Below are 26791 nucleotides of genomic sequence, written 5' to 3'. Positions count from 1 at the left end.
GGTAATGTTACATGTCGGATCGTCAGAGCGGTACAGTCAAGTGGTTCAACGACGCCAAAGGTTTTGGCTTCATCACCCCGGAAAGCGGTGACGACCTGTTCGTGCATTTCCGCGCGATCCAGGGCACGGGCTTCAAGTCCCTGCAGGAAGGCCAGCGCGTCACGTTCGTCGTCACCAAGGGCCAGAAAGGCCTGCAGGCTGAGGAAGTCCAGGTTGCCTGAGTCCAGCCGGACTTGAGCGATCTTTGAAAAGCCCGCTTCGGCGGGCTTTTTTTATGGCTGTCGTACCGCGCCACGCTCACGCGTCGGACTTGGCGCCCGCGTCGTACCGCTGCTGATTGGCGGTCACTTCCTCCATGTGGGTCTCGGCCCAGACCCGCAAGGCATCCAGCGTGGCGGCGAGTGTCTGGCCCAGGGGCGTGATCGCGTACTCGACCGTGACCGGCACGGTTGCGAAGGCCTTGCGGCTGACCAGTCCATCGCGTTCCAGGCTCTTGAGCGTCTGCGAGAGCATCTTCTGGGAAATGCCCTCAACCGCCCGGCGCAACCGGTTGAAGCGGATCGGGCCCTCGATCAGCAGCCCCAGCACCAGCACCGCCCATTTGTCGGCAACGCGATCCAGCACCTTGCGCGTGGGACAGTTGGACGAATACGGGTTGGCGATATTCATGGTGGTTTCCTTGAGGTAACCAGGTAAGGTGCAGGTTCCTTATTTACACCAGTATACGTTCTGGAGCCTAATTACCAAAAGAAACCACCAAGGAAATCAACATGCACGTCGCGCTTATCGGTGCCTCCGGCAATGCCGGATCACGCATTCTTGCCGAGCTGGTCCAACGCGGGCACACGGTCACTGCCATCGTGCGTGACCCGGCCCGGGTGCCGGTGTTGTCTGAAGTCGAGGCAAAGGCGGGGGATGTCGCCGATGCGACGGGTCTCGCGGCGCTTCTGGCTGGTCACGATGCGGTCGTCAGCGCCGTGCCCTTTGCCACCACCGATGCCGCCAGGTTGATCGCAACCGTGCGCGCCGCCGGCGTGCCGCGTTACCTCGTGGTCGGTGGTGCGGGCAGCCTTGAGGTGGCCCTGGGTGACTTCCCGTTGGGCTTGCTGCTGATCGATGCGCCGAATTTCCCCGAGGCCTACAAGCCGGAGGCGGCGGCTGGATGCGTTTTCCTCGATCTGCTGCGCGCGGAGGACCAGCTGGACTGGACGTTCCTGTCGCCGTCGGCGATGTTCATCCCCGGCGAGCGGACCGGCACGTTCCGACTCGGCACCGACTTGCTGCTGTCGAACGAGAGCGGCAGCAGCATTTCTTTCGAGGATTTTGCCGTCGCACTCGTGGACGAGCTGGAAAAGCCTGCGCACTCGCGCGCCCGCTTCACCATCGGTTATTGAGCACCTGCACGGCTTGCCCACGCGCTCGGGCAAGCCGGCTGAAGCTGGATCAGGCCAACCCGTGACTGCGTAGCAACGCCTCGGGTTCGGGCTTGCGGCCGCGGAACGCGATGAAGCTTTCCAGCGCCGGGCGGCTGGCGCCGACCGCCAGGAATTCCTTGCGGAAACGTTCGCCGGTGGCCCGGTCGATCACCTCGCCGCTCTCGCCTGCGCGTTCCTCGAACTCGCCGAACGCGTCGGTGCTCAACAGCTCCGCCCACAGGTAGCTGTAGTAACCGGCTGCGTAACCGCCGGCGAAGATGTGGCTGAAGCCGTGCGGAAAGCGCTGCCACGCTGGCGGATGCAGGACGGCCACTTCTTTGCGCACCTGCTCCAGTACGGCCAGTGGTCGGGCGCCGGCAGCGGGGTCGTATTCCAGGTGCAGCAGGAAGTCGAACAGCGCGAATTCCAGCTGCCGCACCAGGAACAAACCGGCGTGGAAATGGCGGGCGGCCAGCATGCGTTCGAACAATTCGTGCGGCAGCTTTTCGCCGGTCTCGTAGTGCTTCGCGAACAGGTCCAGCGCCTGCCGGTTCCAGCCGAAGTTCTCCATGAACTGGCTGGGCAATTCGACCGCGTCCCACTCCACGCCGTCGATGCCGCCGATCGACGGCAGCGTGATCTCGGTCAGCAGGTGGTGCAGGCCGTGGCCGAATTCATGGAACAGGGTGAGCACGTCGTCGTGGGTGAGCAGCGCCGGTTTGTCGCCGGTGGGCGGGGCGAAGTTGCAGGTGAGGAAGGCCACTGGCAACTGCATGTGCTCGCCATCGTCGAAGCGGGCGCGGCACACGTCCATCCAGGCGCCGCCGCGCTTGCCGTTGCGTGCGTACAGGTCGACGTAGGCGCCGGCGAAAATGCGGCCGGCCGCGTCGCGCACGTCGTAATAGCGCACGTCGGAATGCCACACGTCGACGTCGTCGCGCTGCGCCAGCGTGATGCCGTAGAGCTTGCCGGTAAGCGCGAACAATCCGTCGATGACGGCGGGCAGCGGGAAGTAGGGTTTCAGCTGCTCCTCGTCCAGCGCGTATTGCTGCTGGCGCAGTTTCTCGGAGGCGTAGCCCACGTCCCACGGTTCGAGGTTGTCCAGCTGCAACTCGTCATGGGCGAACGCGCGCAGCGTGGCCAGTTCCTGCTGGGCCACGGGTTTTGCGCGGGTGGCCAGGTCGTGCAGGAATTCCATCACCTCGGTGGGCGAGCTGGCCATCTTGGTCGCCAGCGATTCCTCCGCCGCATTGGCGAAACCCAGCAGCTGCGCCGCTTCGTGGCGCAGCGCCATGATCTTCTCGATGCGCGCGCTGTTGTCGAACTTGCCCGCGTTCGGGCCCTGGTCGGAGGCGCGGGTCTGGTAGGCCCAGTACACCCGCTCGCGCAATGCGCGGTTGTCGGCGTAGCTCAGGACGGCCTGCACGCTGGGTTGTTTCAGCGTCACCAGGTAGCCGTCCAGATCCCGGTCCTGCGCGTACTGGCGCAACACCGCGCGGCCGGATTCGGGGATGCCGGCCAGATCGCGCTCGTCGGTGATCTGTTCGTACCATGCCTCGCTGGCGTCGAGCACCGCGTTCGAAAATTCGGTGGAAAGCTTGCTCAGTTCCACCCCGATCTCGCGGAAGCGCGAACGCGCCGGCTCTTCCAGCGCGATGCCGGAAAGCCGGAAGTCGCGCAATGAATGTTCCACCAAGGCGCGCTGCGGGCGCGGCAGCGTGGCGAAATCCGGCGCGTCGGCCAACGCCTGCACTGCGGCGAACAACGGGCGGTTCTGGCCCAGCTCCATCGCGTAATCGGTGAGTTTCTCCTCCGCCGGCCCGTACACCTCGCGCAAGGCTTCGCTGTCGGCCACCGAATGCAGATGGGAAACCGGCGCCCAGGCGCGCGCCAGGCGCTGTTCCAGCCGCTCCTGGGTCAGCATCACGGTGGCGAAATCGCGCGGCGCGTCGGGTGCGACGAGGGCGTCGATGCCGGCGCGGTAATCGGCCAGGATCGCGTCGATCGCCGGCTCCACGTGTTCGGGTCGAATCTGCGAGAACGCCGGCAAGGTGTCGTCGGCAAGCAGGGGGTTGTCGTGGCTCATGAACGCTCCTTTTCAGGCACCCAGCGTGGCGACCGCGAGGGGCGAAATCAAGCGTGGCGGCGTGACGAAGGCCGCATCGGCGGACACCGCTAGAATGGGCCGATGAATTCCCTGCGCAGCTTCAAGGGCATCGCGCCCGTTCTCGGTGATCGTGTGTACGTCGACCCCGCCGCCAGCGTGATCGGCGACGTGGTACTGGGCGACGACGTATCGATCTGGCCCGGCGCGGTGCTGCGCGGCGACGTCAACCACATCCGCGTGGGCGCGCGCACCAGCATCCAGGACGGCAGCATCGTGCACGTCGCCCACGCCGGCCCGTACGGCCCCGGCTTTCCCTGTCTGATCGGTGAGGGCGTCACCATCGGCCATGCCGCCGTGGTGCACGCCTGCACCATCGGCGACTACTGCCTGATCGGCATGCACGCCAGCGTGATGGATGGCGCGGTGGTGAAGAAGTACGGCTTCGTGGGCGCCGGCGCGCTGGTGCCGCCCGGCAAGGTGGTGGGTGAGCGCGAGTTGTGGCTGGGCAACCCGGCGCGTTTCGTACGGCTGCTAAGCGATGCGCAGGTCGAGCAGCTGCACTATTCGGCCGACCACTACGTGCGGCTGAAAGACGTCTATCTGTCCGCCGGGTAGCGTGGGTGTGATCGTGTCCCGCGGTGGCGGCTTCAGCGTCGGCGGGCGGCCTGGATACGCTCGGCTTCCATCTCATGCTGCCGGGTCAGGATGTTGCGCGCGGCGGAAAGTTTGCCGCCGAGCAGGGCCAGCGTGAAGTTGTCGTGATCGAATTCGCGCAACAGGTCGATCTCGCGGCGGGCCTCTTCCAGTTCGCCGCCGTTGATGGTGCCTTCGATCTCCACCGCGGCGCGCGGAAAGGTTTCGCGCAACGCCTCCTGCGCGGTGAGGTTCGACGGGTCGAGCTGCAGCACGCTGAGATAGAACTCGAACGCATTGCTGCCTTGCGGCGCCACCAGTCGCCCGTCGCGCATCGCATCGCGGGCAAGATCCAGCAGGATGGTGACCCCGCTGTCGGCATCGCCGGTGGCATTCGCCCCGGTGGCCGTGGGTGTGCCGATATGGGCTATCGACGCCGCCACGCTGACGCGGCTGTACCAGACGATGCCGCAGGCCGACACCAGCAGAAGCGCCAGCGGAATGAGTACCAGGGCGTGGCGACGCGACGTGGCCAGAAGGGAACGAAACATGACACCTGCTGCATGGGCGACCGCTCGCAGAGCCGGCGCCTGCGGCGCACCCCGGCGGTGGGCGCCACGGTAGCGACGATGTGTTTCAGTCCTGTGGCGGCCGGTGTCTCAGCCCGCTGTCGCCGCTTCCAGTTGCGCCAGCCAGGCCAACGCGTGGCGGCGATCACTGCCGCACATCGCCGGCTCCGGTCGCAGGCTGGCGCATACGGCGGGGCGGTCGGCGCGGCCGAAAATCGCGCAGCGGTTGTCGGCGGTCAGCTGCACGCAGCGCACGCCGGCGGGTTTGCCATGTGGCATGCCGGGAATGGGCGAGCTGATCGACGGGGCGATACAGCAGGCGCCGCAACCGCTGCGACAGGCCAGCGCATCCATCAGCCGAACTGCTGGCGCAACGTGTGGTAGACCGGGTCGGTATCCGGTCGCTTGCCATGCCACAGTTCGAATGCGTCGGCGGCGGTTTCCACCAGCATGCCCAGGCCGTCGAACGCATAGCGGGCACCGGCGGTTTTCGCCCAGGCCAGGAAGCTGCCGGCCGCCGCGCCGTAGGACAGGTCGTAGCAAAGTGCCCGCGCGCCGACGAGGGAAAACGGCAGTTGCAAGGAAGTGCCGAGCACGCCGGCGGAGGTGGCGTTGATGATCAGGTCGAAGCTGCCGATGTCGGCCAGATCCTGCCAGTAGCGGGTATGCGCCCGCGCAGGATCGCCGATGGCATCGGCCAGCGCGTCGGCCGACGCGGGCGAGCGGTTGACGATGGTCAGCGTGGCCACGCCCGCGTCCAGCAGATGCCACGCCACGCCGCGCGCTGCGCCACCTGCGCCCAGCAGCAGGGCGGTGTGGCCGCGCAGGTCGGTGCTGTGGCGCTCGGTGATGTCGCGCACCATGCCGTCGCCGTCGGTGTTGTGCGCGGCCAGCGTGCCGTCGCCCTGCAGGGTCAGCACGTTGGCGCTGCCCACGCGAATGGCCGACTCGCTGCGCTGGTTGGCCAGTGCAAACGCGGCGGCTTTGTGCGGCAGGGTGACGTTGGCGCCGCGGCCGCCGTCGAGGAAAAAGCGCCGCACGGCTTCGGCAAACGCCTCGGGCGCGGCGTCGATGGCGCGGTACTCCAGCTCGATGCCGAACTGCTGCCCGAAGGCATGATGGATCTGCGGCGACAGGCTGTGGCTGATGGGGTGGCCGAACACGGCGAACTGGGCGGCTGGCATGCGGATTCCCTGATGGTGACTGCAACCATTCTACAAGTTGCCACTTTTGTAGGAGCGCACCCTGTGCGCGATTGCTCTTGGCCACGTCACGAAAAGCATCGCGCATAGGGTGCGCTCCTACACTATGGCGAACGCTCCGCCATCTCGGGGCCATGCCACACGCAATTGGTGAAAGCAGACGGGTCGCAATCCATGAGATGGACGCGCTGCAGGCTGCAGCCTCCATCACTGATCGGACCGCGCCATGCGCACTTCACCGTTGCCTTACCCGCATCATCCACGGTTGTTCGTCATCGCGGTTCTCTGGCTCGTCGCCGGCGCCGTTTTACTGTTGACCACGCTGGTGCCAGCGCACACCGAACTGCTGGGCTGGACGCCGTTGTTCTGGCTGATCGGCGCGCCCATTGTCGCGCTGCTGGGATTGGAGCCGGCGCTGCTGTCGTTGTTGGCGCGCCGGCGCCGACGCGTCACCCACGGCGCCGTGTGGCATTGAAAGTGTGGGATTGAATCGGGCGCCAATCAGCGGCTGCTGCCCTGGCGCTTGTGCTCCATCCGGCGCAGGAATTCGCGCATGATCCGCAGGTAGAGCTCATCGCCCAGGTGCGCGTCTTCCACGCCGGCGTCGATCGAGGGGTTGTCGTTCACCTCGATCACCACCGGCTTGTTGCCGACCTGTTTCAGGTCGACGCCGTAAAGGCCGTTGCCGATCGGATGGGTGGCTTTCAGGGCCAGCTTGACCACCTCCGGCGGCGCGTCGGCCACCGCGATCGTCTCGAAGCCGCCGCTTTTGGCCGTGCCCTTGGCGCCGTGGTTGTAGATCTGCCAGTGGCCGCGTGACATGAAGTATTTGCAGGCATACAACGGCTCGCGGTTGAGCACGCCGATGCGCCAGTCGAACTCGGTGTAGACGTATTCCTGCGCCAGCACCAGCGCGCTGTGCTGGAACAGCCGGCCCGCCGCCTCGGCCAGCGCCTGTTCGTTTTCCACCTTCACCACGCCGCGCGAGAACGAGCCGTCGGGAATCTTCAGCACCAGCGGAAAACCCAGCCGCTCCACCACCTCGTGCGTGCCCTTGGCGTCGTCGCGGTAGAGGATTTCCGTACGGGGGACGGCAAGCTTGCGCGACACCATCAGGTCGTTGAGGAAGATCTTGTTGGTGCAGCGGAGGATCGAGGTGGGGTCGTCGATCACCACCATGCCTTCCTTCTCCGCACGGTGGGAAAAGCGGTAGGTGTGGTTGTCCGAGGCGGTGGTTTCGCGGATGAACAGGCCGTCGTATTCGGCCAGGCGCTGGTAGTCGTTCTTGTCGATCGGGTCGACTTCGATGCCCAGCTCGCGGCCGGCGGCGATGAACGATTTCAGCGCGCGCTTGTTCGACGGCGGCATCGCCTCGTTCGGGTCCACCAGCATCGCGATGTCGTAGCGGTACAGCTTGCGCGCCCGCGGCTTGCGCCACAGCTTCCTTGAGAAGCGGTCCAGCTCCTGCGCGAAGGCGTCCTCCTGCGCGTCGTCCAGCGTATGCAGGCCCACCGGCTTGATCGAACTGACCTGCCACACGCGATCGCGCTCGAACTCGATCCGCAGCAACGGGCAGGGGAACATCTCGAACAGCTGCCGCGCCAGATCCTGCAGCGCCGGATACGCGGTTTCGCCGAAGTAGACCAGGATGCCAAAGTCGGTGGTGTCGCGGCCGCCGGCAGGCAGGAAGTGGGTGAGCTTGTGGTTCAGGTCGACGATGTCCAGCCCGTACAGCGAGCGCCGACGCAGGTCGTTCACCGTGCGCACCGACGGCATCACCTTGTGCCCGCGCGCCTCGGCCAGCAGCGACACGTAGTAGCCCGTGCCCAGGTATTTGTAGCTGCGGCAAAGATTGATGACGTGGGTGCGCTCGTCGTCGGCGGCCACCGGTTGGCGCAGGTAGTCCATCGCGCTCATGACGTCGACGGACGGGTAGTACGAGCCCCAGTCGGAGGCCTTTTCCACAACGATGACCAAACGGGCCATGACACCACTCGGGCGATGTTCGACTTTCGGCGGCGTGCCCGATGAAGGGCGGCCGGCTGGCGCAAAGCGCGCAGTTTGGCACAGCGTTGGCGGGGTACAAGGGTGAGCGCTGAAGGGTTGGTAAATGGGTTGGTGGGGTGTTTTTCAAGAGCGCCCCCTTCCGCCCTTCGGGCACCTTGAACGGATGCCATCCATGGCATCCGCCCTGCGGGCAGCTTCGCTGCTCAAGATGGCAATCCTGCCACCTTGTCCCCGCAAGCGGGGGAAGGAAGCAACCGGACTCCTCGGCACAGCCAGTTTCCTTCCCCCGTGCAACGAGGGAAGGTGCCCGAAGGGCGGAAGGGGGCCGCTGTTGCTTTCCCCCTAAACTGCAACTCTCTCCACCACCGCACTCCAAACGTGCAACACACACTTCCCTCCTGCATCGAAGTCCGCCGCGCCGCCCCCTCCGATCTCGACGCCCTGGTCGCCTTGGAGCAGCACACCTTCGACAGCGACCAGCTCAGCCGCGCGCAATACCGGCGGCATCTGGCCAGCGACTCTGCACTGGTGTTGGTGGTCGATGGTGCCGGCCCATTCCTGGCCGGAGCCGCCGTGGTGTTCTTCCGCAAAGGGAGCGTGGTGGCGCGTCTGTACTCGCTGGCCACGGCCGCCGAGGCACGCGGCAAGGGTGTGGCCTCGGCGCTGATGGCGGCGACCACGAAGGCCGCCCGCGATCGTGGTTGCCGCGTCCTGCGATTGGAGGTGCGCGCCGACAACGTTGCCGCCATCGGCCTCTACGAGCGGCAGGGTTATCGCCGCATCGACCAGCTGCCTGGCTACTACGAAGACGGCGCCGAAGGCTGGCGCTACGAGCGGGTGCTGGGAAACCTGGCTGCGGAAACCAGCTGAGCGGACAAAGCGGCTTTTTGTAGGAGCGACTTCAGTCGCGATGCTCCTTCCTTGGGGCTCCAGAGCAAGAGCATCGCGACTGAAGTCGCTCCCACAGAGGAGAGGCGCATCATCAACGACGAACGTCGAACGTTTTCCCGTCCATCAAGGCCATGACATCGGCCACGCCGACCGGGCAGAAATCGCCGGGGATGGAGTGTTTCAGACAGCCGGCGGCGAGGCCGAAGCGGATGGTGGTGGCGCCGTCGAAGCCTTCCATCAGACCATGCAACACGCCGGCGGCGAAGGCGTCGCCGCCGCCGATGCGGTCGACGATGCCATCCAGTTCCCGCACCGGTGCCAGCGCGCGGGTGCCGTCACGACCCAGCAGCATCGCGCCCAGCGCATGGTGGCTGGCGTTGTATGCCGTGCGCTGGGTGCAGGCCATGTACTGCAGTTGCGGGAAGGCCGCGAACGCCATGGCTGCGGCCGCGTCCACGCGAGCCTGCGCGTCGCCCTGGGCGAACTCGCCGCCCAGCACCACGCCGATGTCTCGATGGTCGGCAAACACGATGTGCGCGCAGGCGAACAGGTCGCGCAGGATCGCCTGCGCGTCGCCACCCCAGCGCTCCCACAGGCGGGGGCGGAAATTGCCGTCGAATGACACCTTGATACCCATGTCGCCGGCGGCCCGTGCGGCGGCAAGAGTCGCCTGCGCCGCCTGCGAGCCCAGTGCCGGGCTGATACCGGAAAGATGCAGCCATTGCGCACCCCGCAACAACGTCGGCCAGTCGTAGCCGTCGGCCGGCGCCGTGGCAAAAGCCGACTCGGCGCGGTCGTACACCACTTCGCCCGGGCGCAGGCCGGCGCCGGCGGTCATGAAGTAGAGGCCCATACGCCCGGCGCTGCGTCGTACGTGGCGGGTGTCCACGCCGTGCCGGCGCAGCTCGCCCAGCGCGGCGCTGCCCAGCGCGTTGTCGGCCACCACGCCGGCCATCGCCACGTCCTGACCGAAGCACGCCAGTGCCACGCCCACGTTGGCTTCCGCGCCGCCGACATGCACGTCGAGGGAGGGCGTCTGCAGCAACTGCTGTTGGCCGGGTGCGCCAAGACGCAGCAACAGTTCGCCAAAACAAAGCACACTTGAGCTCATGGAGGTTTCCCGTTCGAACGACGATGGAGAATGTTGGCACAGATGGATGGGTACCGGTGTCATGTGTGTGGTTGCGGTGTTACCGCTACCATTGCGTTGACACATAACATGCTATTTTTGATGGGTTTATTATGGATTTCATCACTCTGTTGCAGTGCAAGATGCGATGCCCGGAGGTAGCTGTTACGTTTCCGTATGACTAGCGGTGTCATTTGCTGTTCACATGTCGCGTGACCAGGTCGCGTGACCAGATAACGGGCAAACCTTCGGGAGGGGAACAACATGCATCTACTCAACAGCCAGAAAAAGACACCGGTTACCGCGCTTGCGCTGGCGATCGGTCTGGCCTTGCAAACGGGCGCCGTCATGGCCCAGGACACCAACACGTCCAGCCAGGACAGCAGCGTGGCGCCGAGCGCCGCCGCTGCCGACAAGGACGTGACCTCGCTCACCTCGGTGACCGTCACCGGCTATCGCGCCAGCGTCCAGAAGGCGCTGGATGTGAAGCGCGGTGAGCTGGGCATGGTCGACGCGATCATGGCCGAGGACGTGGGCAAGTTTCCGGATCTGAACCTGGCCGAGTCGCTGCAGCGCATCCCTGGCGTGGTCATCACCCGCGACGCCGGCGAGGGCCGCAACATCACGGTGCGCGGGTTGGGGCCGGACTTCACCCGCGTGCGCATCAACGGCATGGAGGCGCTGACCACCGTCGGCAGCAGCGACCAGACCGGCGGCACCAATCGCAGCCGCGGTTTCGATTTCAATGTGTTCGCCGCCGACCTGTTCTCCAGCATGATCGTGCACAAGACCGCTTCGGCCGACGTGGAAGAAGGCTCGCTTGGTGCCACGGTCGATCTGAACACCGCGCATCCGTTCGACTATGAGGGTTTCACGCTGGCGGCCAATACCCAGGCCAGCTACAGCGACATGTCCGGGAAGACCGATCCGCGCGTGTCGGCGCTGATCGCCAACACCTGGGCCGATGGCACCTTCGGCGCCCTGCTTTCGGTGGCCTACTCTGAAAAGCAGACGCTGGAGGAGGGCAGCGGCACCGGCCGCTGGGCCAACGGGCCCAGCAATGGTGGCTTCAACCCCGATTCGTCGTTCACGGAGGCGTTGGGCGAGGACGTCTACACGCCGCGCTTCCCCCGTTACACGCAGATGCTGCACGACCAGAAGCGCCTGGGCGTCACCGGCTCATTGCAGTGGAAGCCCAGCGCCGACACCTTGTTCACCCTGGATGCGATGTATTCCAAGATCGACGCCGAGCGCGACGAGCATTACATCGAAGCCATCTCGTTCAGCCGCAACGTGACCAAGCTGCCCGATGGCACCTCCTTCACCGGCAAGCCCGAGACCCTGGTCAACGACGGCTACGTCGACCCCGCCACCGGCGGTCTGTTGTACGGCAATTTCGACAACGTGGACGTGCGTTCGGAAAACCGCCACGACGAATGGTCCACGGTGTTCAAGCAGCTCTCGCTCACCGGCAAACACAGCTTCACCGATGATTTCATGATTGACGGCAAGGTCGGCACGTCGTCGTCCAATCACGACAACCCGGTGCAGACGACGATCATGATGGACAAGCGCGACGTCGACGGTTACAGCTACGACTACCGCGGCAACAAGTGGGCGCCGGTGATCGACTACGGCATCAGCCCGACCGACCCGACCGGCTGGAATCTCTCCACCATCCGCATGCGTCAGTCCACCGTGGACAACGACTTCCACACCGGCGAGCTCAATTTCAACTGGCGCCTGTCGGACGGCTTCTCGCTGCGTGGTGGCGTGCTGGCCAAGAACTACAAGTTCGCGTCGACGGAGGCGCGCCGCACCGCCAACGAGGCCATCGTGCCCGACTTTGCCGATGGCACCACGGTGGTTCCGACCAACCTGGTCGACCAGGTCAGCCTGAAAGGCGTATCCGGCTCGCCGGGTACCTGGGTAGTGCCGGACTTCGGCGGCATCGCCGACCATTTCAACATCTTCAACGGCCAGGACACCTTCGCGCTGAGCCCGTACGCGGCCAGCGAGCGCAGCGTTACCGAGAAGGATCGCGGCGGTTGGCTGATGGGTGAATTCAGCTTCAACGTCGGCGCGATCCCGGTGTCGGGCAACCTCGGCGTGCGTTACGTCAAGACCAGCCAGAGCTCGCACGGCATCGCCGTCATCAATGGCGAAAACACCCCGGTCGAGGCCAAGCGCGACTACAACGACACGCTGCCGTCGTTGAACCTGGTGGCCGAGCTGACGCCGGACTTCCTGCTGCGCTTCGGCGCCGCCAAGGTGATGGCGCGCCCGGGCCTGGGCAGCCTCACCCCCGGCGTCACGGTCAGCGTCAGTGGCGGTGCGCGCACGGTCAAGGGCGGCAACCCGAACCTGGACCCGATCCGCGCCAAGACCTACGACTTCGCGGCGGAGTGGTACTTCCAGGAATCGTCGCTGCTCAGCGTCGGGCTGTTCTACAAGGACATCGACAGCTTCGCGCAGAACACCAACGAGATCCGCCCGTTCAACACCAGCGGCCTGCCTGACAACGTGGCCACCGACCTGGGCGCCAGCCCCGACGACGACTTCTCGTTCTCGGTGCCGATCAACACGCCCGGAGGCGCGCTCAAGGGTGCGGAGGCGAACTACGTGCAGACGTTCACCTTCCTGCCCGGCAAGTTCAGCAATTTGGGTGCACAGCTGAACTACACCTTCGTCGATTCGAAGATCCAGTACATGACCAGCAAGGGCGACAATTCGCTGAAGACGGACCTGACCGGCCTGTCGCGGCATTCCTGGAGCGCCACCCTGTTCTACGAGGGTGACCGTTTCTCCGGCCGCGTCTCGGCCACCAACCGCGACGACTACCTGATCGACGTGCCGGGTAGGGAGCAGGGCTTCACCGACGATGTGCATGGCCAGAGCGGCAACACCTTCGTGGACGCCTCGCTGCGCTACAAGCTCAACGACAAGATGGAATTGAGCCTGGAGGGCACCAACCTCACCAACGAACCCTCGCAGACCTGGATCGGCGCCAGCTCCCAACTGCCGCTGGACTACAGCGAAACGGGTCGCGTGTATCTTGTGGGCTTCCGTTACAAGCTCTGACGCCGTCTGACGTCCCGGTCGCAAGGCCGGGACGTTGTCGCAAGGAGCGACACCTGCGCCCGCCGCGGGTGTCGCTCACTTTCCACCGTGTGCGAGACGGCATTCCGCGCATGTTGCCGGGGGATGCACGATGTCACCACGTTTCAACCGCTGTTCGCGTTACCTCCTCACACTGGTCGGCGCTTTCGCCGCCGTCCTGCCTGCCGCCGCGCAGGGCACCCTGCCTGAGCTGCTGTTCCACGTTTCGGCCGACCACGGCTTCACCGCCGATCATGCCGAAGGCGACGCCGTTCCCAACTTCAAGGACAAGGTCAGCCTGGTTGCCGATGGCGCCATGGGCCAGGCCATCCAGTGGCAGGACAACGGCGTGCTGGCATGGAATGCGCCAGGCAATATCCGCGCCGAGCGCGGCACACTTTCGTTCTTCTGGCGCTCACGCTATCCCGTGGGTGAGGCGCCGTTCGTGATCTTCCGCGTCGGCTATGCCGACCACAGCAGCTGGGACATGGTCTGGCTGCGCATCGACTGGAACGGCCACGGCTTCGACGCCTTCGTCACCGACGCCAACCTGGCCCGCACCCGCGTCTCGTTCAAGCTGGACAAGAACCCCGACCCGAAACAGTGGATGCACCTGGCCTTCGGCTGGGATGAGGACAAGGGCGTCACCCTGTTCGTCGACGGCAAGCAGGTGGCGCGCGCCGAAACCACCGGCGATTACGACGCGGCGCTGGACCAGCTGGGCCTGGCCGGCCGCGTGATGGCGCCCTACCAGGTGCAGAGCCGCTACAATTTCCTGCGCGGCAGCGACGTCGACGACATCCGCGTGTACGACCGCATGCTCGATGCACGCGATGTTTCCGCGCTGGCGCATCATGGCGAGCCGAAAACCGCATCTGACGCCACCACTTCGCAGCGCGCCTGGTGGCATCGCTACGGCTGGAATCGCACACCGCCGCCCGCGTTGACCGCGCCCGTCACAAGCATCCGCAAGGTCGAGTTCGCCGACGTGCGCGACCACAAGCAGTGGATGTGGAAAGGCACCGACGGCATCGCCGAAACCACCTGGCCCGGCGTCTACAACCGCTCGCGCCTGGCCGGTCGCCACGATTACTTCACCCTGCCGGACTGGAATACCTACGTCGACGGCGGCAAGACGCTGGACCTCACCGTGCCCGCCGGCGAAGCGATCAACCGTATCGAGATCCGCGGCGCGGCCTACGGCACGCTGGCGGGCGACGCCGGTACCTTGTTCACGCTGCCCGAAGGCGTGGTGCGCAGCGTCAACAGTTTCGCCGCGCAAACCGGCGGCAAACTGCGCTTCACCAACGTCGCCCAGGAAACCCCGATCCAGGAGATCTGGGGCTACGACGTCAGCAACGCCGCCGAGCCCGCGGGCTCGGTCAAGCAGCGCTACATCATCGACAGCAACGCGCTACCGGATTACACCAACCTTGACCGTCTGCGCGACTACATCGACGGCCGTTTTGCGCCGGACGAGCGTTCCACGGTGATGGCGCTGCCCAAAGGCGCGGGTTCGCGCACGCGCGGGCCCGACAGCCTGCCCGCGCATCCGCTGCCGATCGTGCAGGTGCTGATCCCGTCGGGCATTGGCAGTGCACCGGCGGCGCAGCCGCTGATCCGCAGCTGGGCCTACAGCTGGGAAAACATGCACGACGGGCTGGACGGCGTCGCCATCGACCTCCCCGCGCTCGACCTGCCGGCTACGCACACCGGCCCCGACGGCAAGGTGATTCCGCTCGACATCCGCATCAAGGACCCGATCTGGCCGGGACGCGACATGATCGACGTGTCCGTGTCGGTGAAGCCGGGCCAGAAGCGCACGCTGTGGCTGGACCTGCGCGACCGTATCCTCACTGCCGACAGCCTGTGGATTTCCATCGCCTCGGCCGCGCCCGGCTTCAACGCGAAATCGCTCGATGGCGCCGAGATCCGGCTGGTGTTCAAGGATCGCCAGCAGGCGATCAAGGAGCACGTGGCTGACCGCTTCAACCAGGTGCGCGACAACTGGGGCTTCATGGTCGAGGAGCACACCACCTCCCGCCGCCAGCGCCTGTACGACCGTCTGTACGCCGACATCAGCGACCTGCTGCGGGTGGACCCCGAGCATGAGCAGGGCCGCATGTACTGGAACGACATCAGCTACAACAGCCAGGGCCTGCCGCCGTTCGTGCAGCCGCAGCCGCCGGCCGGCGTGCCGCTGTGGGCGTTCCGCCAGGTGGAGGACCTGAAGTACGTGCGCCGCTTCGTCGACTGGTGGATCGACAACCGCCAGATTGCCTACGGCGACTTCGGCGGCGGCATCTCCGACGACACCGACCTCACCCAGCAGTGGCCCGGGCTCGCCCTGATGGGCGTGCAGCCCGATCGCCTCAACGCCTCGCTGACCGCGCTGTCCGACGCGGTCTACAAGAACGGCATGTTCTCCAACGGCCTCAGCACCATCGAGACCGACGAGCTGCATTCCTACGAGGAAGGCATCAACGCCGACTCGGAAATGCTCTACCTCAACTGGGGCGATCCGCTCACCGTCGAACGCCTGATGGCCACGGTGAAGGCGCTCGATGAGCGCATCATCCGGCGCAACCCGCAAGGTCACCTGCATTTCTCCACCGACTGGTTCGGCGGCAACAAGATCTACCGCGATCCGAACTGGCAGTGGCAGAAACCGTACTCGTTCCCGATCCTGCACCCGGCCTTCCTGCTCGGCGTGTACAACGCCGACCCCACCGGCCGCGAACTCGTCACCGGACTGGCGGACGGCTATCTGGCCCATGCCTACACCGACGCGAAAGGCCGCTGGGCGTTACCCAACGAGATCCAGTGGTCCACCGACAAGACGCGCGGCGGCGAACTCAACCAGGGCTCCGGTGCCGGCGACCTGATGCATCTGTTCTGGGCCGCGTGGCGCTGGAGCGGTGACGACACATACCTCAAGGCGCTGGACTATCGCGTGGTGCGCGGCGGCCCGGACGCCATCGCCAACCTGGGCGAAAACTTCATCGACGTGCTGGGTCGCCAGAGTGACTGGGGCAAGCGTCTCGTCGACGAAGCCCAAGCCGGCAAGATCGGCTTCCCCAGCGTGGTGGCGTGGCAGCTCACCGGCGACAAGCGCTACCTGGAGCAACTGTTTGGCCAGGGCATCCAGGACAAGGCCCAGCACGAATACATGATGACCGAGGGCCACTGGTGGAGCGACCGCGTCGAGGCGCCCAGCGAACTGCTGCAGCGCGTACGCCTGGGCGGCATCGCGCTGAAGCGCAACCAGAGCTACCCCGGCAACACGGTGAGCTGGCGCTTCGACCAGCCCCACGCCGCCGAGCAGGTGGCGCTGCTGGTCAATGCACCCTCGCGCGACCGCTTCACGGTGACCGCCTACAACCTCGGTGACAAGCCACTGGACGCGCACATGACCGGCTGGAACATCGACCCGGGCACCTGGCGCATCCGCAGCGGCGTCGACCGCGACGGCGACGGCAAGATCGACGGCAAAGCCACACAACACGACGTGCCTCTGGAAACCAGCGCCAGCACCACGCTGCGCTTCCCGCCACGGCAAACTCAGGTGTTCGCGTTCGCGCGCATCAAGGCCGGCACGTCGGTCGCCACTCGCGCCGACCTGGGCATCGGTCGTGGTGATCTGCATAGGGACGGCCAAACGTTGAAGCTGACCGTGCACAGCCTCGGCCATGTCGCGACCTTGCCGGGCCAGGCGGTAGTCACCGATGCGGACGGGCGCGAAGTCGCGCGCGTCGCCATTCCGGCCTTGCCCGCACCGCTGGATCTGCTGCCGAAGACCGTGCGGGTCGAACTGAAGCTGCCACAAGGATTCAAGCACGACGGTGCCAGCGTGCAGGTGTCGCAGCAAGGCGATGTCGAGGAAGTCACCCGACTCAACAACCGTCTGCCGCTGGAGTAATCACCAAGGCCCGGCGGCCGAATGCCGCCGGGCCTTGTGCCCGGTTGACCTCGAGCTCCCCAACCGTCATTCCAGCGAAAGCTGGAATCCAGTGCCGTGGCTTGTTCGAAGGCCCCGAGGCACTGGATCCCAGCGTTCGCTGGGATGACGGGCGTGGAACAAATTGTCCACGGGTTATTTCAGGGCGCTGACCTCGATCACCTGCTCAAGCTCATGCCGCTCCCCCGGCTGCAGCTCAATGGCATCAGGCGCTACATTGGTCACTTCCACGCTGAGGTAATGGCGCCAACCCGCGCCGATATCGTCGATCCGGCGAACGGCTTCTTCGCCCGCATTCCACACTACCGCCGAATGACTGCCGCGGGTGCTGATGCGAATGTCGCGGTCCAGGCTCGGGTCGTGCAGCACGTAAGGGCCGCTGGCCCCGGTGTAGATGCGGTCGCTGTATCCCGCCGGCAGCAACTGCCAGTTGCCGTGCTGCATGTGGGCGCGGCCGGCGTCCTTCTTGTCCAGATAGGTCAGCCCGTCCAGGCCGGCGACAGTCACCTTGCGCACGTCGCCGACATGGAAATAGTTGTGCAGGGCCTGGGTGAATACCACCGGCTTGTCGCCGACATTCTCGGTTGCCAGCGTTTGCGACAGCGTGCGGCCGATGCGCAGCGTCATCGTCAGACGCAAGGGCAAGCCCGCGAGGGTGGGCGGCGCCAGCTTCAGCACAACCGTGCCGTCAGCCTCGCGTCGGGCCTCGTGCACGCTCCATGCCGTGGTGCGCACCAGCCCGTGCGACGGCATGTCGCCAGCCTGGCCCATCTTGGCGAAGTACGGCCAGCACACCGGCGTGCCGCCGCGGATCGGTTCCGGCTGATGTTGGGTCAGCGGCGACAGCCACAACACGTCGGGGCCACCCTTGGGCACGAACGAAAGCAACTGGCCACCGAACACGCTGATGGCGGCGCTGGCGTAGGGCGTGTCCACCAGCCACGCGGGGAAGCCGTGAAATTCGCCGCTGCTGAGGCCTGCTACCCGCACGTCCGGGTCAAGCCTGGCCGGCGCCGGCGCGTTGACCAGCTGGCTGTAGCCGTCGGGCAAATGGAACGTGCTCAACGGCCCGGTCTTGTCCGGCTGGGCCGCGAAGGCCGGCGCGGCCAGCAGCAGCCCCAACACGATGGAAGCGCAGGTCGAATTCATGCAACGCCACCTCCGATGAAATACCCATGCAGATTGGCAGAAAACCCACTGCCCACGTCCGGCCGAAGCCGGACGTGGGCAGTGGGCTTCCAGGCGGGCTTTACTTGCCCAGCACGCTGCTGACGTAGGCGCGCAGCTTCTCGTCCTTCGCGTTGTCGAAGAACGCCTTCTGGAAACGCTCGCCGCTGACCGCGTGCTTCACCAGCTCCGGGTCGATCGACTTCAGGCCTTCGACCAGATCCTTCGCCGCGCCACGCTTCACCGCCGCCAGGATGCCGGCATTGGTCTGTTGCGACTGGCGCCCCGAGGCCGGGTAGCCCTGGCCACGCTCGCCGTCGAACGCCTTCTCGAAGATGTAGCGCACGTTGATCTCGCCGCCCCAACCAAACCCCTTGGCGTAGGGCAGGGCCAGCGCGTTGCCGTTGTTGACCTGGGCAAACAGGAACGCGTCGGTGGGCTCGATGCAGTAGCCGCAATACACGCCCGGCCAGGCATTGAGCGACATCATCGCGCCCTGGCCGGTGCCGCAGCCGCTGACCACGAAGTCGGCTGCGCCGGAGTTCAGCATCAATGCGCCGCAGATGCCCAGGTGGATGTAGGTGAGGCGATGGTCGTTCTCGCCATCCATGCCCACGTTGAACACTTCGTGGCCCTGGGCCGCGGCCACGCCCTGCAGCTGCTCGAGCACGATCGGGTTTTTGGGAGCCTGGCTGAATTCCATCATCAAGGCGATTTTCATGGGTGACTCCTTTGGTTCAAAAGTGGTGCAGAGGTAAGGGAAGCAGCTTTTCGCTATGGCTCTTGCTCGTCATTCCAGCGCACGCTGGAATCCAGTGACTGCAGTCGCTGCCAAAGCGCTGGATGACCCGTCTTCGGCTGTTGTGAAGCGCCCCCAGCTTTCGCCGGGATGACGGCGTACGGGTTTTCTCAGCGCGCGAGCCAACCGCCATCGACGGGGATCACCGCGCCGTTGACGTAGTCGGCGGCACGCGAGGCCAGGAACACGGCGGTGCCGCCCAGGTCCTCCGGCTTGCCCCAGCGCCCGGCCGGGATGCGGTCGAGGATGGCCTTGCTGCGATCCTCGTCGGCGCGCAACTGGGCGGTGTTGTCGGTGGCCATGTAGCCCGGCGCGATGGCGTTGATGTTGACGCCCTTGTCGGCCCATTCGTTGGCCAGCAGACGGGTAATGCCGGCGATGCCGCTCTTGGAGGCGGTGTAGGAAGGCACCCGCACGCCGCCCTGGAACGACAGCATCGAGGCGATGTTGATGATCTTGCCGCCGCCCTGCGCGATGAAATGCTTGCCCGCGGCCTGGCTCATGAAGAAGGCGGACTTGATGTTGACGTTCATCACGTCGTCCCAGTCCTTCTCGCTGAAGTCCACCGCGTCCGCGCGACGGATCAGGCCGGCGTTGTTGACCAGGATGTCCAGCCGACCCAGGCCTTCGATGGCTTCGGCCACCACGCGAGCAACCGGCTCCACGCTGATCAGGTTGGCGTCGATGTTGACGAACCGGCGCCCCAGCGCCCGCACCTTCTCGCCGGTCTCGTCGGCCGGCACGATGCCGGCGCCGGCAATATCGGCGCCGGCGGCGGCCAGCGCCACCGCAATACCCTGGCCCAGCCCGGTATTGGCACCGGTTACCAAAGCGACCTTGCCTTCGAGACTGAATGGATTCGTCATGGTGTTCTTCTCTCCGAACGGTGTACGTGGTTGGGAAGACGGCCGTGGACGACGGTTTTGGTGGTCGACGCGGCCGTGTGCGCACGCGACGGTTTGGGCTTCCGTCATGAGGCGGCTGAGTCTCATTATGCCTATTTTGGTAACCGGTGTCATTTTTCCGGAAAGGCCCGGTCATTCGGGTGCTCAGAGTCCGGAAAGCCGGTTCGTATGAACCGTCCAGACCAAGGATGAAAGCGCAGGCTGCTTCCTTCCTCCGCTCGCGGGGGAAGGTGCCGAAGGCGGATGGGGGCGCGCGGCAAAGCCGCGCTGCTGTTGGCTTTTCCACGCCAATCGAAGAGCGCGCTCTATATGTCACGCGTTCGGTGTGCTGGCCCCCTTCCGCCCTTCGGGCAGCTTCGCTGCTCAAGATGGCAGTCCTGCCATCTTGTCCCCGCGGGCGGGGGAAGGAAGCGCGGAGCCCTAACGCTGCGGCGGCTGACAGGAGTCGCGAACCACCACATGCGGCCGCACGCTGGCGGAAGCCAGCGGCCCCTGGCCTTCGGGCTGGAGCAGCATGGCGGCCGCTGTACGCCCGGTGTCACGCGTGTTGCGGCGAACCGAGGTCAGTGACGGTGACAGGCGCGAGGCCAGCGAGCTGTCGTCGTAGCCGATCACCGACAGTTCGCGCGGAATGTCGATACCGGCGCGCAGGGCCACCTTGTACACACCCGCGGCCATTTCGTCGTTGCCGGTGAAGATGGCGGTGGGGCGGCGGTCGCCCAGCAGCAGCTTTTCGGCCGCCGCCAGGCCCGATTCGAAGGTGTAACCGGCTTCGACAATGCGGTCGTCCGGCAGCGTGATGCCGCGCTTGCGCAAGGCGTCGAGGAAGCCGGCGGAGCGCTCCAGCGTGGAGCGGTAGGCCACGGGGCCGGTGATCAGGGCCACGTCGCGGTGGCCCAGTGACAGCAGATAATCCGCCGCTTCCGCCGCGCCGTCGCGGTCATGGGTGATCACCATCTGCGAGCTTTCGTCCATCGGCACGGCGGCGATGCGCACGTAACGGCAGCCGATGTCCTTGAGCATCTCGACCAGCGCCTGGTCTTCCGAGGCGCGCGGCACCAGGATCACGCCGTGCAGCTTGTGCTGCTGCGCAAACCGGCGCACGCCTTCGATGTAATCAGCGCTGCGGGAATCGCAGGGGTGAACCACCAGCTCGAAGCTGGACCCGCGCAGCGCGTCGAGCGCGCCGTACTGCATGTCCACCACGTATTGGGCGGTGGGGTTGTCGTACACCATGCCGATCAGGAACGAGCGCCGAAACGCCAGCCCGCGCGCCAGCGGATCGGGCGCGTAACCGACTTCGCGCATCAACGCCTCGACCTTGTCGCGGGTGTCTTTGCGCACCAGCGGCGAGTTGTTGATGATGCGCGAGACGGTTTTCTTGGAAACGCCCGACAGCCGTGCGATGTCGTTGATCGTCACGGTTTTGGAATCGGCCTTCTTGCTCAAGGGAATCCTTTGGAATCCTTCTGCGCGGGCCTTCGACCATCGGGTTTCAGTCCAGCGCGCGGTAACGGAAATGGTGGAATGTCACAGCCCCGGTTCCGGCCGCATAGATCGCCGGTTTCAGGGCCAGGAAGCCACCGGCCACATTGTGATGGTAACCCGAGACGTCCATTTGCACGGGATACTTCTGCCAGTGCTTGCCATCCTGCGAAGTGTGCACGGTCAGGATGTTGCGGTTGTTGGTGACCCGCAGCCACAGTTTTCCACCCTTGCGGCTGGGCGGCAGTGACGCGGGACGGTCCTCGCCGTAGCGGTGCAGGATGAACTGCTCGCCGTTGCTGCCCACGCCGGCATACAGGCGGTCGCTGTAGAACAGCAGCGCGCCGCCAATGGCGCCGGGGGCGATATCCATCTCCACCTCGAACTCGTAGGCGCGGTCGCCGGCGATGACCGTCAGCGGTGAGCTGTCGCGGGGGGAATGGCCCTTGCCCTGCACGGTGAGGTCGCCGTCCTTGAACGACAGGCGCCGGTATTCGTCCGGGCCGGGCTTGAAGAATGCCCACTGCGGGCCGAGCTTGTCGCCGCTGAAACCGTCCGACAGCGCCATGCCATGGGGCAACGCCTCGCCGGCCGGTTTGGCCAGCGGCTGGCCCAGGTCGCCGCCCTTGGCCACGAACCAGCCGTCGGCCGTCCACGCGATCGGGTCCAGCAGCATCTGCCGGCCCAGCGTGTAATAGCCGTTTTCGTAGCCGTGGTAGACCATCCAGTCGCGCCCGTCGATGCCTTCCACGATGGTGGCGTGACCGCGCGACCACCACGGCTCGTCGCGGCTGGCGGTGCGCACGATGGGGTTGTGCGGCGAGTTCTGCCACGGCCCGTGGATGGAACGCGAGCGGGCGCTGATCACCATGTGCCCGGTCGGCGGGCCGGCGGTGCCGCCCACCGCGGTGGTCATGTAGAACCAGCCGTTGTGCCGGCTGATCTTGGGGCCTTCCTGCGAATAGCTCTCCACGTCCCAGCTTTCCGGGTAATGCCAGCCGTCGTAGACGTGCTTGGGCACACCGACCACGCTGAGGCCGTCGTCGGCCAGTTGCACGTAATCGCCGCCGGACAGGAACAGGTAGCGCTTGCCGTCCTCGCCCACGGCGTGGCCGGGGTCGATGTGGCGGGGCAGGCCCAGGCTCACCGGCTCGCTCCACGGCCCGCCGATGGCGTCGGCCCAGACCACGTAGTTGCCGCGCTTTTCCGCGGTGCGCGCCGCGAAGTAGATGTAGTAGCGGCCCTTGTACTTGACCAGGTCCGGCGCCCAGATCGCGCCCACGTCGGTGCGGATCGCATGCGCCAGCGGCTGCCAGTTCACCAGGTCGCGCGAATGCCAGATCGGCAGGCCCGGGTAGGCGTCGAACGAGGACAGCGTGAGGTAGTAATCCTTGCCGTCCTTGAGCACGGACGGATCGGGGTGGTCGCCGGACAGCACCGGGTTGAGGAAGCGGCCGTCACCCAGGTCGGCGATGCGCTGGTGCTCGATGCCGCGCTTCCGGGGTTGCGCGGCGTCGGCGGCCAGCGCGGGGCCGGCCATCACCATGCAGGCGGCCAGCATCAGCAGCCGCCTGCATGTCGTATCAAAAAGCCGTCCGTGGCTGGGGAGTAACCGGTTGATCGATCGTGGAGTCATGGGGTACTCGCTTGTCAGTGCCGCATCAGCGCCGGCAGCCACAGCGACAGCTGCGGGAAGAAGGTCACCACCAGCAAACCGGCCACGGCCGCCAGCCAGAACGGCCAGATCGTCTTCATGGATTCGGCGATGCTGATCTTGCCGATGGCGGTGCCGATGAACAGCACCGAGCCCACCGGCGGCGTCACCAGGCCGATGCCGCCGCTGATCACCAGCACCATCGCGAAATGCACCGGATCGATGCCGTAGGCCTTCACCACGGGCAGGAAGATCGGCGTGCAGATCAGGATCATCGGCGCCAGATCCATGAACGTGCCCAGGATCAGCAGCAGCACCACGATCATCAGCAGCACCGTGGTCTGGTCGTGGGCGATCATGCCCAGGAAGTTCACCATCGCCACCGGCACTTCAAGATAGGCCAGCAACCAGCCGAACACCGCCGCCGTGGCGATCACGAACAGGATCACGCCGGTGCCCTGCGCCGCATGCACCACCGTGTCCAGGAAGCCGCGGAAACTGAAATTGCGGTACAGCACGCCGGTGACGAACAACGCGTAGACCACCGCGATCGCCGCCGACTCCACCGCGGTGAAAATGCCGGCGCGGATACCGATGAAGATCAGGGCCACCAGCCCCAGCCCGGGCAGCGCCGCGATCAGCAGTTTTGCCACCTTGCGAAAGCCGGGGAACGCTTCCACGCCGTAGCCGCGTCGACGCGCCACGCAGTAGCCGGTCACCATCAGCACCACGGTCATCAGCAGCGCGGGCAGGATGCCGGCGGCGAACAGGTCAGTGATGGAGATGCTGCCGCCGGCGGCGGCCGAGAACAGGATCAGGTTGTGCGATGGCGGCACCACCAGCGCCACCAGCGCCGCCGTGATGCTGACGTTGACCGCGAAATCCCGGTCGTAACCGCGCTTGACCATCTGCGGAATCATGGTGCCGCCCACCGCCGACACATCGGCGATGGCCGAGCCGGAGACGCCGCCGAAAAACAGCGAGGACAGGATCGACACCTGGCCCAGGCCGCCGCGCAGGCGCCCCACCAGCGAGGCGGCGAACGCGATCAGGCGCTCCGAGATGCCGCCGCGCATCATGATCTCGCCCGCGAAAATGAACAGCGGAATGGCGACCAGCGATGCGGTACCGATACCGGCGCCGATCTGCTGCACCAGCACCACGGCCGGCAGATCCAGGTACCACAGCGTGGCCAGCGCCGCCGCGGCCAGTGAGAACGCCACCGGCACGCCCAGCACCAGCAGCACACCGAAGACGATGAAAAGAATCGCGATGCCCATGGCTCAGTGGCCCCCTTCAATGGTCGTGGGGCGCAAGGCCAGCACCAGGCGATTGATCGCGAACACCAGCATCAGCGCGCCGCCGATGCTCAGCGGCAGGTAGTTGATGCTCTGCGGGAAATCCGCGCCGGCCGTCTTGATGTGCACGCCATCCATCCACAGCATCCAGCCCCACCAGGCCAGCACGGCGCCGATGGTTGCGACCACGATCTCCACCACCACTTCCAGCGCGCATTTCAACCGTGGGCCGAGCTGACCGGCCAGCAGAAAAAAGCCGAAATGCCGGTTGCTGTGCACCGCCGCGGCGGCGCCCAGGCTCATCGCCGTGCTCAGCAGCAGGATCGTCAATGGCTCGGTCCAGCCCGGCGAATCGTTGATGACGTAGCGGGCAAACACCTGCCAGCCCTGCACGGCCACCAGGCCCAGCATGGCGAACGCGGCGATGTGGATGGCGATGCGCGCAAGCACTTCCAGCCATCGCTGGGGGCCAGTCACGATCGTGCGGTCGTCGGTCTCGGACATCGATGCCATCCCCTCAGGTGAATTCACGGATACGGCGATAGATCTCGGCGACATCCGGCTGTTGCAGGTATTTCTGCAGCAGCGGGGCGGCCGCCGTGCGGAACGCGACCATGTCCACCGCGTTCGCCTTCACCCCGTGCGCCAGCACCGTCTGCCGCGCCTTGCCCTCGGTGGCATCCCACTGCTGGCGCATCACGGTGACCGAGCGGCGGCCCAGATCCAGCACCAGTTCGCGATCGGCCGGCGTCAGCTTCTCGAAGTTGCGGCGCGACATCAGCAGGATGTCCGGCGCGTAGGAGTGCTCGGTTTCGGACCAGTAGCGCGCCGACTCGTAGTGGCGGCTGGACTGGAAACTGAGCATGTTGTTCTCGGCGCCGTCGATCATGTGCGTCTCCAGCCCGGAGAACGTGTCGCCCAGCGACATCGGCGTGGGGTTGGCGCCGAACATGCGGATCAGCTCCAGGAAAATGTCCGAGCGCGCCACGCGCAGCTTCAGGCCGTGCAGGTCGTGCGGTTCCACGATCGGGTGCTTGGTGTTGTAGAAGTTGCGCGTGCCCGAGTCGTAGATGGCCAGGCCGATCAGGTCGCGGCTTTCGAAACCGCGCAGCACGGCCGCGGCGACACCGCCGTCCAGCGCGTGGCGCATGTGCGCCACCGAGTCGAAAACGTAGGGCAGGCACAGCGCCTGGGTCAGCGGAAAGGCGTTGTTCAAGGCGCCCGAATACACGCGGGTGATGTCGATGGCGCCGAAGCGCGCCATGTCGATCGCCTCGGACTCACGGCCGAGCTGGCCGGAGTGGTACATGCGCAAGCGCAGGCGGCCGTCGGTCTGCCGCTCCAGTTCCTTGCCGATCCAGTCGACCGCGGTCACGGTGGGGTAGTTGGCGACATGCACATCCGACGCGGTCAGCAGGTGGCCGCCGGCACTGTCCTTGCCACCCATGCCGGCCGAGGCGCCGTTGGAACAGGCGGCCAGGGCGGAGGCGGCCAGCGTGCCCAGGCCGGCACCGAGAAAACCGCGACGTGTAATCATTTTCCCCTCCCCTGCATGATCAAGTTTCCTCAGCCCGCGGGGCTGGGCGTGGCCCGACAGACGATCTTGGCACTGCCGAAATCGATCAGCGCCAGCTGGCCCACGTCGATGTCATGAATGCCGGTGGCGTTGCCGGTGGCGATCAGGTCGCCCTTTTTCAGCGGCCGGCCGCGCAGGGCGGAGCGACGCAGGGCGAAGGCGAATGCACCGCGCAATCCACCCGGCAGGTTGGCCGCGCCGCCGGTGCCCACCACCACACCGTCGATTTCGGTGCGCGCGGTGAGCTTTGATTCGTCGCACGTCGTCCAGTGGTCGATTTCCGGCCCCAGCACCAGGCCGTTGTTGTTGCCGAAATCGGATACCACCACGCGCGGGCCCAGCTTGTTGATCGTGGCCAGCGGGCTGCTGGCCACTTCCACGCCGACATGCAGCCGGGTGGGCAACAGTCCTGCTTCCTCGGGCGTCCAGTCCAGCTTGTCGGCTGGCGCATCCGCTTCCAGTTGCAGCACGTACTCCGCTTCCACCGCGGCAAAACCACCCGCGCCGGAAAACACCGGGATATCCACGATGGCACCGGTAGCATTCCAGAGATTGCGGCGAAATATGGGGCCCAGCAGGCGTTCGTCGCCGGAGACATCGCGGCGATCGGCGGCGATGTAACCTATTTTCCAGCCCACCACCGCGTCGTCCCACTGCGCGATGGCCAGGTCCTGCACCCGGTAGGCGCTGACCAGATCCGGCGGAATCTCGCCGGGGAAATCCGGCAGTGATCGACCGGCGCGCCGCGCTTCCACGAATCGGTGGGCAATGTCTTCCCATGCGGAAACGGTCGCGTTCCGGTGACCTTGCTCGTTGCTCAAGTGACTCTCCTGATAGTTGCTGCACTGCCCATCGACAATACGGTGATTGCTATATATGGTCAACCGGTGTCATCTG

General features: G+C 65.8%; 22 protein-coding genes and 1 pseudogene. 7 read left to right on the top strand and 16 right to left on the bottom strand.

All coding sequences use genetic code 11. The annotated features are described in order from the left end of the window. The first annotated feature begins 11 nt into the window (after positions 1-11). Positions 12-221, top strand: coding sequence for a cold-shock protein (locus ASD68_RS11020; protein ID WP_007809889.1), 210 nt, complete (start codon positions 12-14; stop codon positions 219-221). A gap of 76 nt (positions 222-297) precedes the next feature. Here ASD68_RS11020 and ASD68_RS11015 read toward each other — a convergent pair whose 3' ends face one another. Continuing rightward, on the bottom strand, positions 298-669 hold the full coding sequence (locus tag ASD68_RS11015; RefSeq protein WP_056082912.1) for a helix-turn-helix domain-containing protein: 372 nt from the start codon (positions 667-669) through the stop codon (positions 298-300). A gap of 101 nt (positions 670-770) precedes the next feature. On the opposite strand from ASD68_RS11015, the gene ASD68_RS11010 reads away from it, so the two are divergent. Further along, the gene (locus ASD68_RS11010; RefSeq protein ID WP_056606664.1) at positions 771-1394 is read left to right on the top strand and encodes an NAD(P)-dependent oxidoreductase; all 624 of its coding nucleotides are present in this window, start codon (positions 771-773) and stop codon (positions 1392-1394) included. A 49-nt stretch (positions 1395-1443) separates the two neighbouring features. Here the strand turns inward: ASD68_RS11010 and ASD68_RS11005 are convergent, their stop codons facing one another. After that, positions 1444-3501 (bottom strand): M3 family metallopeptidase, encoded by a 2058-nt coding sequence (locus tag ASD68_RS11005; RefSeq protein WP_056606661.1) that lies wholly within the window; start codon positions 3499-3501, stop codon positions 1444-1446. Positions 3502-3603: 102 nt separating this feature from the next. Here ASD68_RS11005 and ASD68_RS11000 point away from each other — a divergent pair, with 102 nt between their 5' ends. Beyond that, positions 3604-4137: a gamma carbonic anhydrase family protein gene (locus tag ASD68_RS11000; RefSeq protein WP_056606659.1), complete on the top strand. Its 534-nt coding sequence runs from the start codon at positions 3604-3606 to the stop codon at positions 4135-4137. A 32-nt stretch (positions 4138-4169) separates the two neighbouring features. Here ASD68_RS11000 and ASD68_RS10995 read toward each other — a convergent pair whose 3' ends face one another. The 3 genes from ASD68_RS10995 to aroE form a co-directional block, all read right to left on the bottom strand. Next, the gene (locus ASD68_RS10995; RefSeq protein WP_056606656.1) at positions 4170-4706 is read right to left on the bottom strand and encodes a hypothetical protein; all 537 of its coding nucleotides are present in this window, start codon (positions 4704-4706) and stop codon (positions 4170-4172) included. A gap of 108 nt (positions 4707-4814) precedes the next feature. Then, positions 4815-5078 carry a YkgJ family cysteine cluster protein gene (locus ASD68_RS10990; RefSeq protein WP_056606653.1) on the bottom strand — a complete coding sequence of 88 codons (264 nt, stop codon included), beginning with the start codon at positions 5076-5078 and terminating at the stop codon, positions 4815-4817. Further along, positions 5078-5908: a shikimate dehydrogenase gene (aroE, locus tag ASD68_RS10985; protein WP_056606650.1), complete on the bottom strand. Its 831-nt coding sequence runs from the start codon at positions 5906-5908 to the stop codon at positions 5078-5080. The genes ASD68_RS10990 and aroE overlap by 1 nt, the downstream gene beginning before the upstream one ends. Before the next feature lie 244 nt (positions 5909-6152). Here aroE and ASD68_RS10980 point away from each other — a divergent pair, with 244 nt between their 5' ends. Next, positions 6153-6401, top strand: coding sequence for a hypothetical protein (locus ASD68_RS10980; RefSeq protein ID WP_056606647.1), 249 nt, complete (start codon positions 6153-6155; stop codon positions 6399-6401). A 26-nt stretch (positions 6402-6427) separates the two neighbouring features. Here the strand turns inward: ASD68_RS10980 and ASD68_RS10975 are convergent, their stop codons facing one another. Then, on the bottom strand, positions 6428-7912 hold the full coding sequence (locus ASD68_RS10975) for a RimK family protein (RefSeq protein WP_056606644.1): 1485 nt from the start codon (positions 7910-7912) through the stop codon (positions 6428-6430). A gap of 399 nt (positions 7913-8311) precedes the next feature. On the opposite strand from ASD68_RS10975, the gene ASD68_RS10970 reads away from it, so the two are divergent. Beyond that, entirely contained in the window at positions 8312-8803 is a 492-nt protein-coding gene (locus ASD68_RS10970) for an N-acetyltransferase (protein WP_082546042.1), read from the top strand. Between the two features lie 112 nt (positions 8804-8915). On the opposite strand, the gene ASD68_RS10965 is transcribed toward ASD68_RS10970, so the two are convergent. Beyond that, a complete protein-coding gene (locus tag ASD68_RS10965; RefSeq protein ID WP_056606641.1) occupies positions 8916-9935 on the bottom strand; it encodes a sugar kinase in 1020 nt (339 codons plus the stop codon). 282 nt (positions 9936-10217) lie between these two features. Here ASD68_RS10965 and ASD68_RS10960 point away from each other — a divergent pair, with 282 nt between their 5' ends. Both ASD68_RS10960 and ASD68_RS10955 read left to right on the top strand, forming a co-directional pair. Continuing rightward, positions 10218-13034: a TonB-dependent receptor gene (locus ASD68_RS10960; RefSeq protein WP_056606638.1), complete on the top strand. Its 2817-nt coding sequence runs from the start codon at positions 10218-10220 to the stop codon at positions 13032-13034. Between the two features lie 130 nt (positions 13035-13164). Next, the gene (locus ASD68_RS10955; RefSeq protein ID WP_200945375.1) at positions 13165-16971 is read left to right on the top strand and encodes a LamG-like jellyroll fold domain-containing protein; all 3807 of its coding nucleotides are present in this window, start codon (positions 13165-13167) and stop codon (positions 16969-16971) included. Positions 16972-17145: 174 nt separating this feature from the next. Here the strand turns inward: ASD68_RS10955 and ASD68_RS10950 are convergent. The 9 genes and pseudogenes from ASD68_RS10950 to ASD68_RS10910 form a co-directional block, all read right to left on the bottom strand. Beyond that, positions 17146-17988, bottom strand: a pseudogene (locus tag ASD68_RS10950) (D-hexose-6-phosphate mutarotase); the annotation flags it as partial. A gap of 271 nt (positions 17989-18259) precedes the next feature. Continuing rightward, positions 18260-18898 (bottom strand): RpiB/LacA/LacB family sugar-phosphate isomerase, encoded by a 639-nt coding sequence (locus ASD68_RS10945; RefSeq protein ID WP_007082391.1) that lies wholly within the window; start codon positions 18896-18898, stop codon positions 18260-18262. Between the two features lie 188 nt (positions 18899-19086). Next, the gene (gene kduD, locus ASD68_RS10940) at positions 19087-19842 is read right to left on the bottom strand and encodes a 2-dehydro-3-deoxy-D-gluconate 5-dehydrogenase KduD (protein WP_056082878.1); all 756 of its coding nucleotides are present in this window, start codon (positions 19840-19842) and stop codon (positions 19087-19089) included. Between the two features lie 459 nt (positions 19843-20301). After that, complete coding sequence (locus ASD68_RS10935; protein ID WP_056082875.1) at positions 20302-21330, bottom strand: LacI family DNA-binding transcriptional regulator; 1029 nt, start codon at positions 21328-21330, stop codon at positions 20302-20304. 46 nt (positions 21331-21376) lie between these two features. Further along, positions 21377-22912: a family 43 glycosylhydrolase gene (locus ASD68_RS10930; protein WP_235578737.1), complete on the bottom strand. Its 1536-nt coding sequence runs from the start codon at positions 22910-22912 to the stop codon at positions 21377-21379. A 104-nt stretch (positions 22913-23016) separates the two neighbouring features. Further along, positions 23017-24300 carry a TRAP transporter large permease gene (locus ASD68_RS10925; protein WP_056606633.1) on the bottom strand — a complete coding sequence of 428 codons (1284 nt, stop codon included), beginning with the start codon at positions 24298-24300 and terminating at the stop codon, positions 23017-23019. A gap of 3 nt (positions 24301-24303) precedes the next feature. Further along, positions 24304-24822, bottom strand: a complete 519-nt coding sequence (locus tag ASD68_RS10920) for a TRAP transporter small permease (protein ID WP_056607522.1) — start codon at positions 24820-24822, stop codon at positions 24304-24306. Positions 24823-24835: 13 nt separating this feature from the next. After that, positions 24836-25855 carry a TRAP transporter substrate-binding protein gene (locus ASD68_RS10915; RefSeq protein ID WP_056606630.1) on the bottom strand — a complete coding sequence of 340 codons (1020 nt, stop codon included), beginning with the start codon at positions 25853-25855 and terminating at the stop codon, positions 24836-24838. 29 nt (positions 25856-25884) lie between these two features. Then, positions 25885-26715, bottom strand: a complete 831-nt coding sequence (locus ASD68_RS10910) for a hypothetical protein (RefSeq protein WP_056082864.1) — start codon at positions 26713-26715, stop codon at positions 25885-25887. Positions 26716-26791: the final 76 nt, after the last annotated feature.

The sequence above is a fragment of the Rhodanobacter sp. Root627 genome, assembly GCF_001427835.1.
GTDB lineage: Bacteria > Pseudomonadota > Gammaproteobacteria > Xanthomonadales > Rhodanobacteraceae > Rhodanobacter > Rhodanobacter ginsenosidimutans.
The sequence above is the reverse complement of the archived record's forward strand: the minus strand, read 5'-3'. Positions and strand labels throughout refer to the sequence as shown.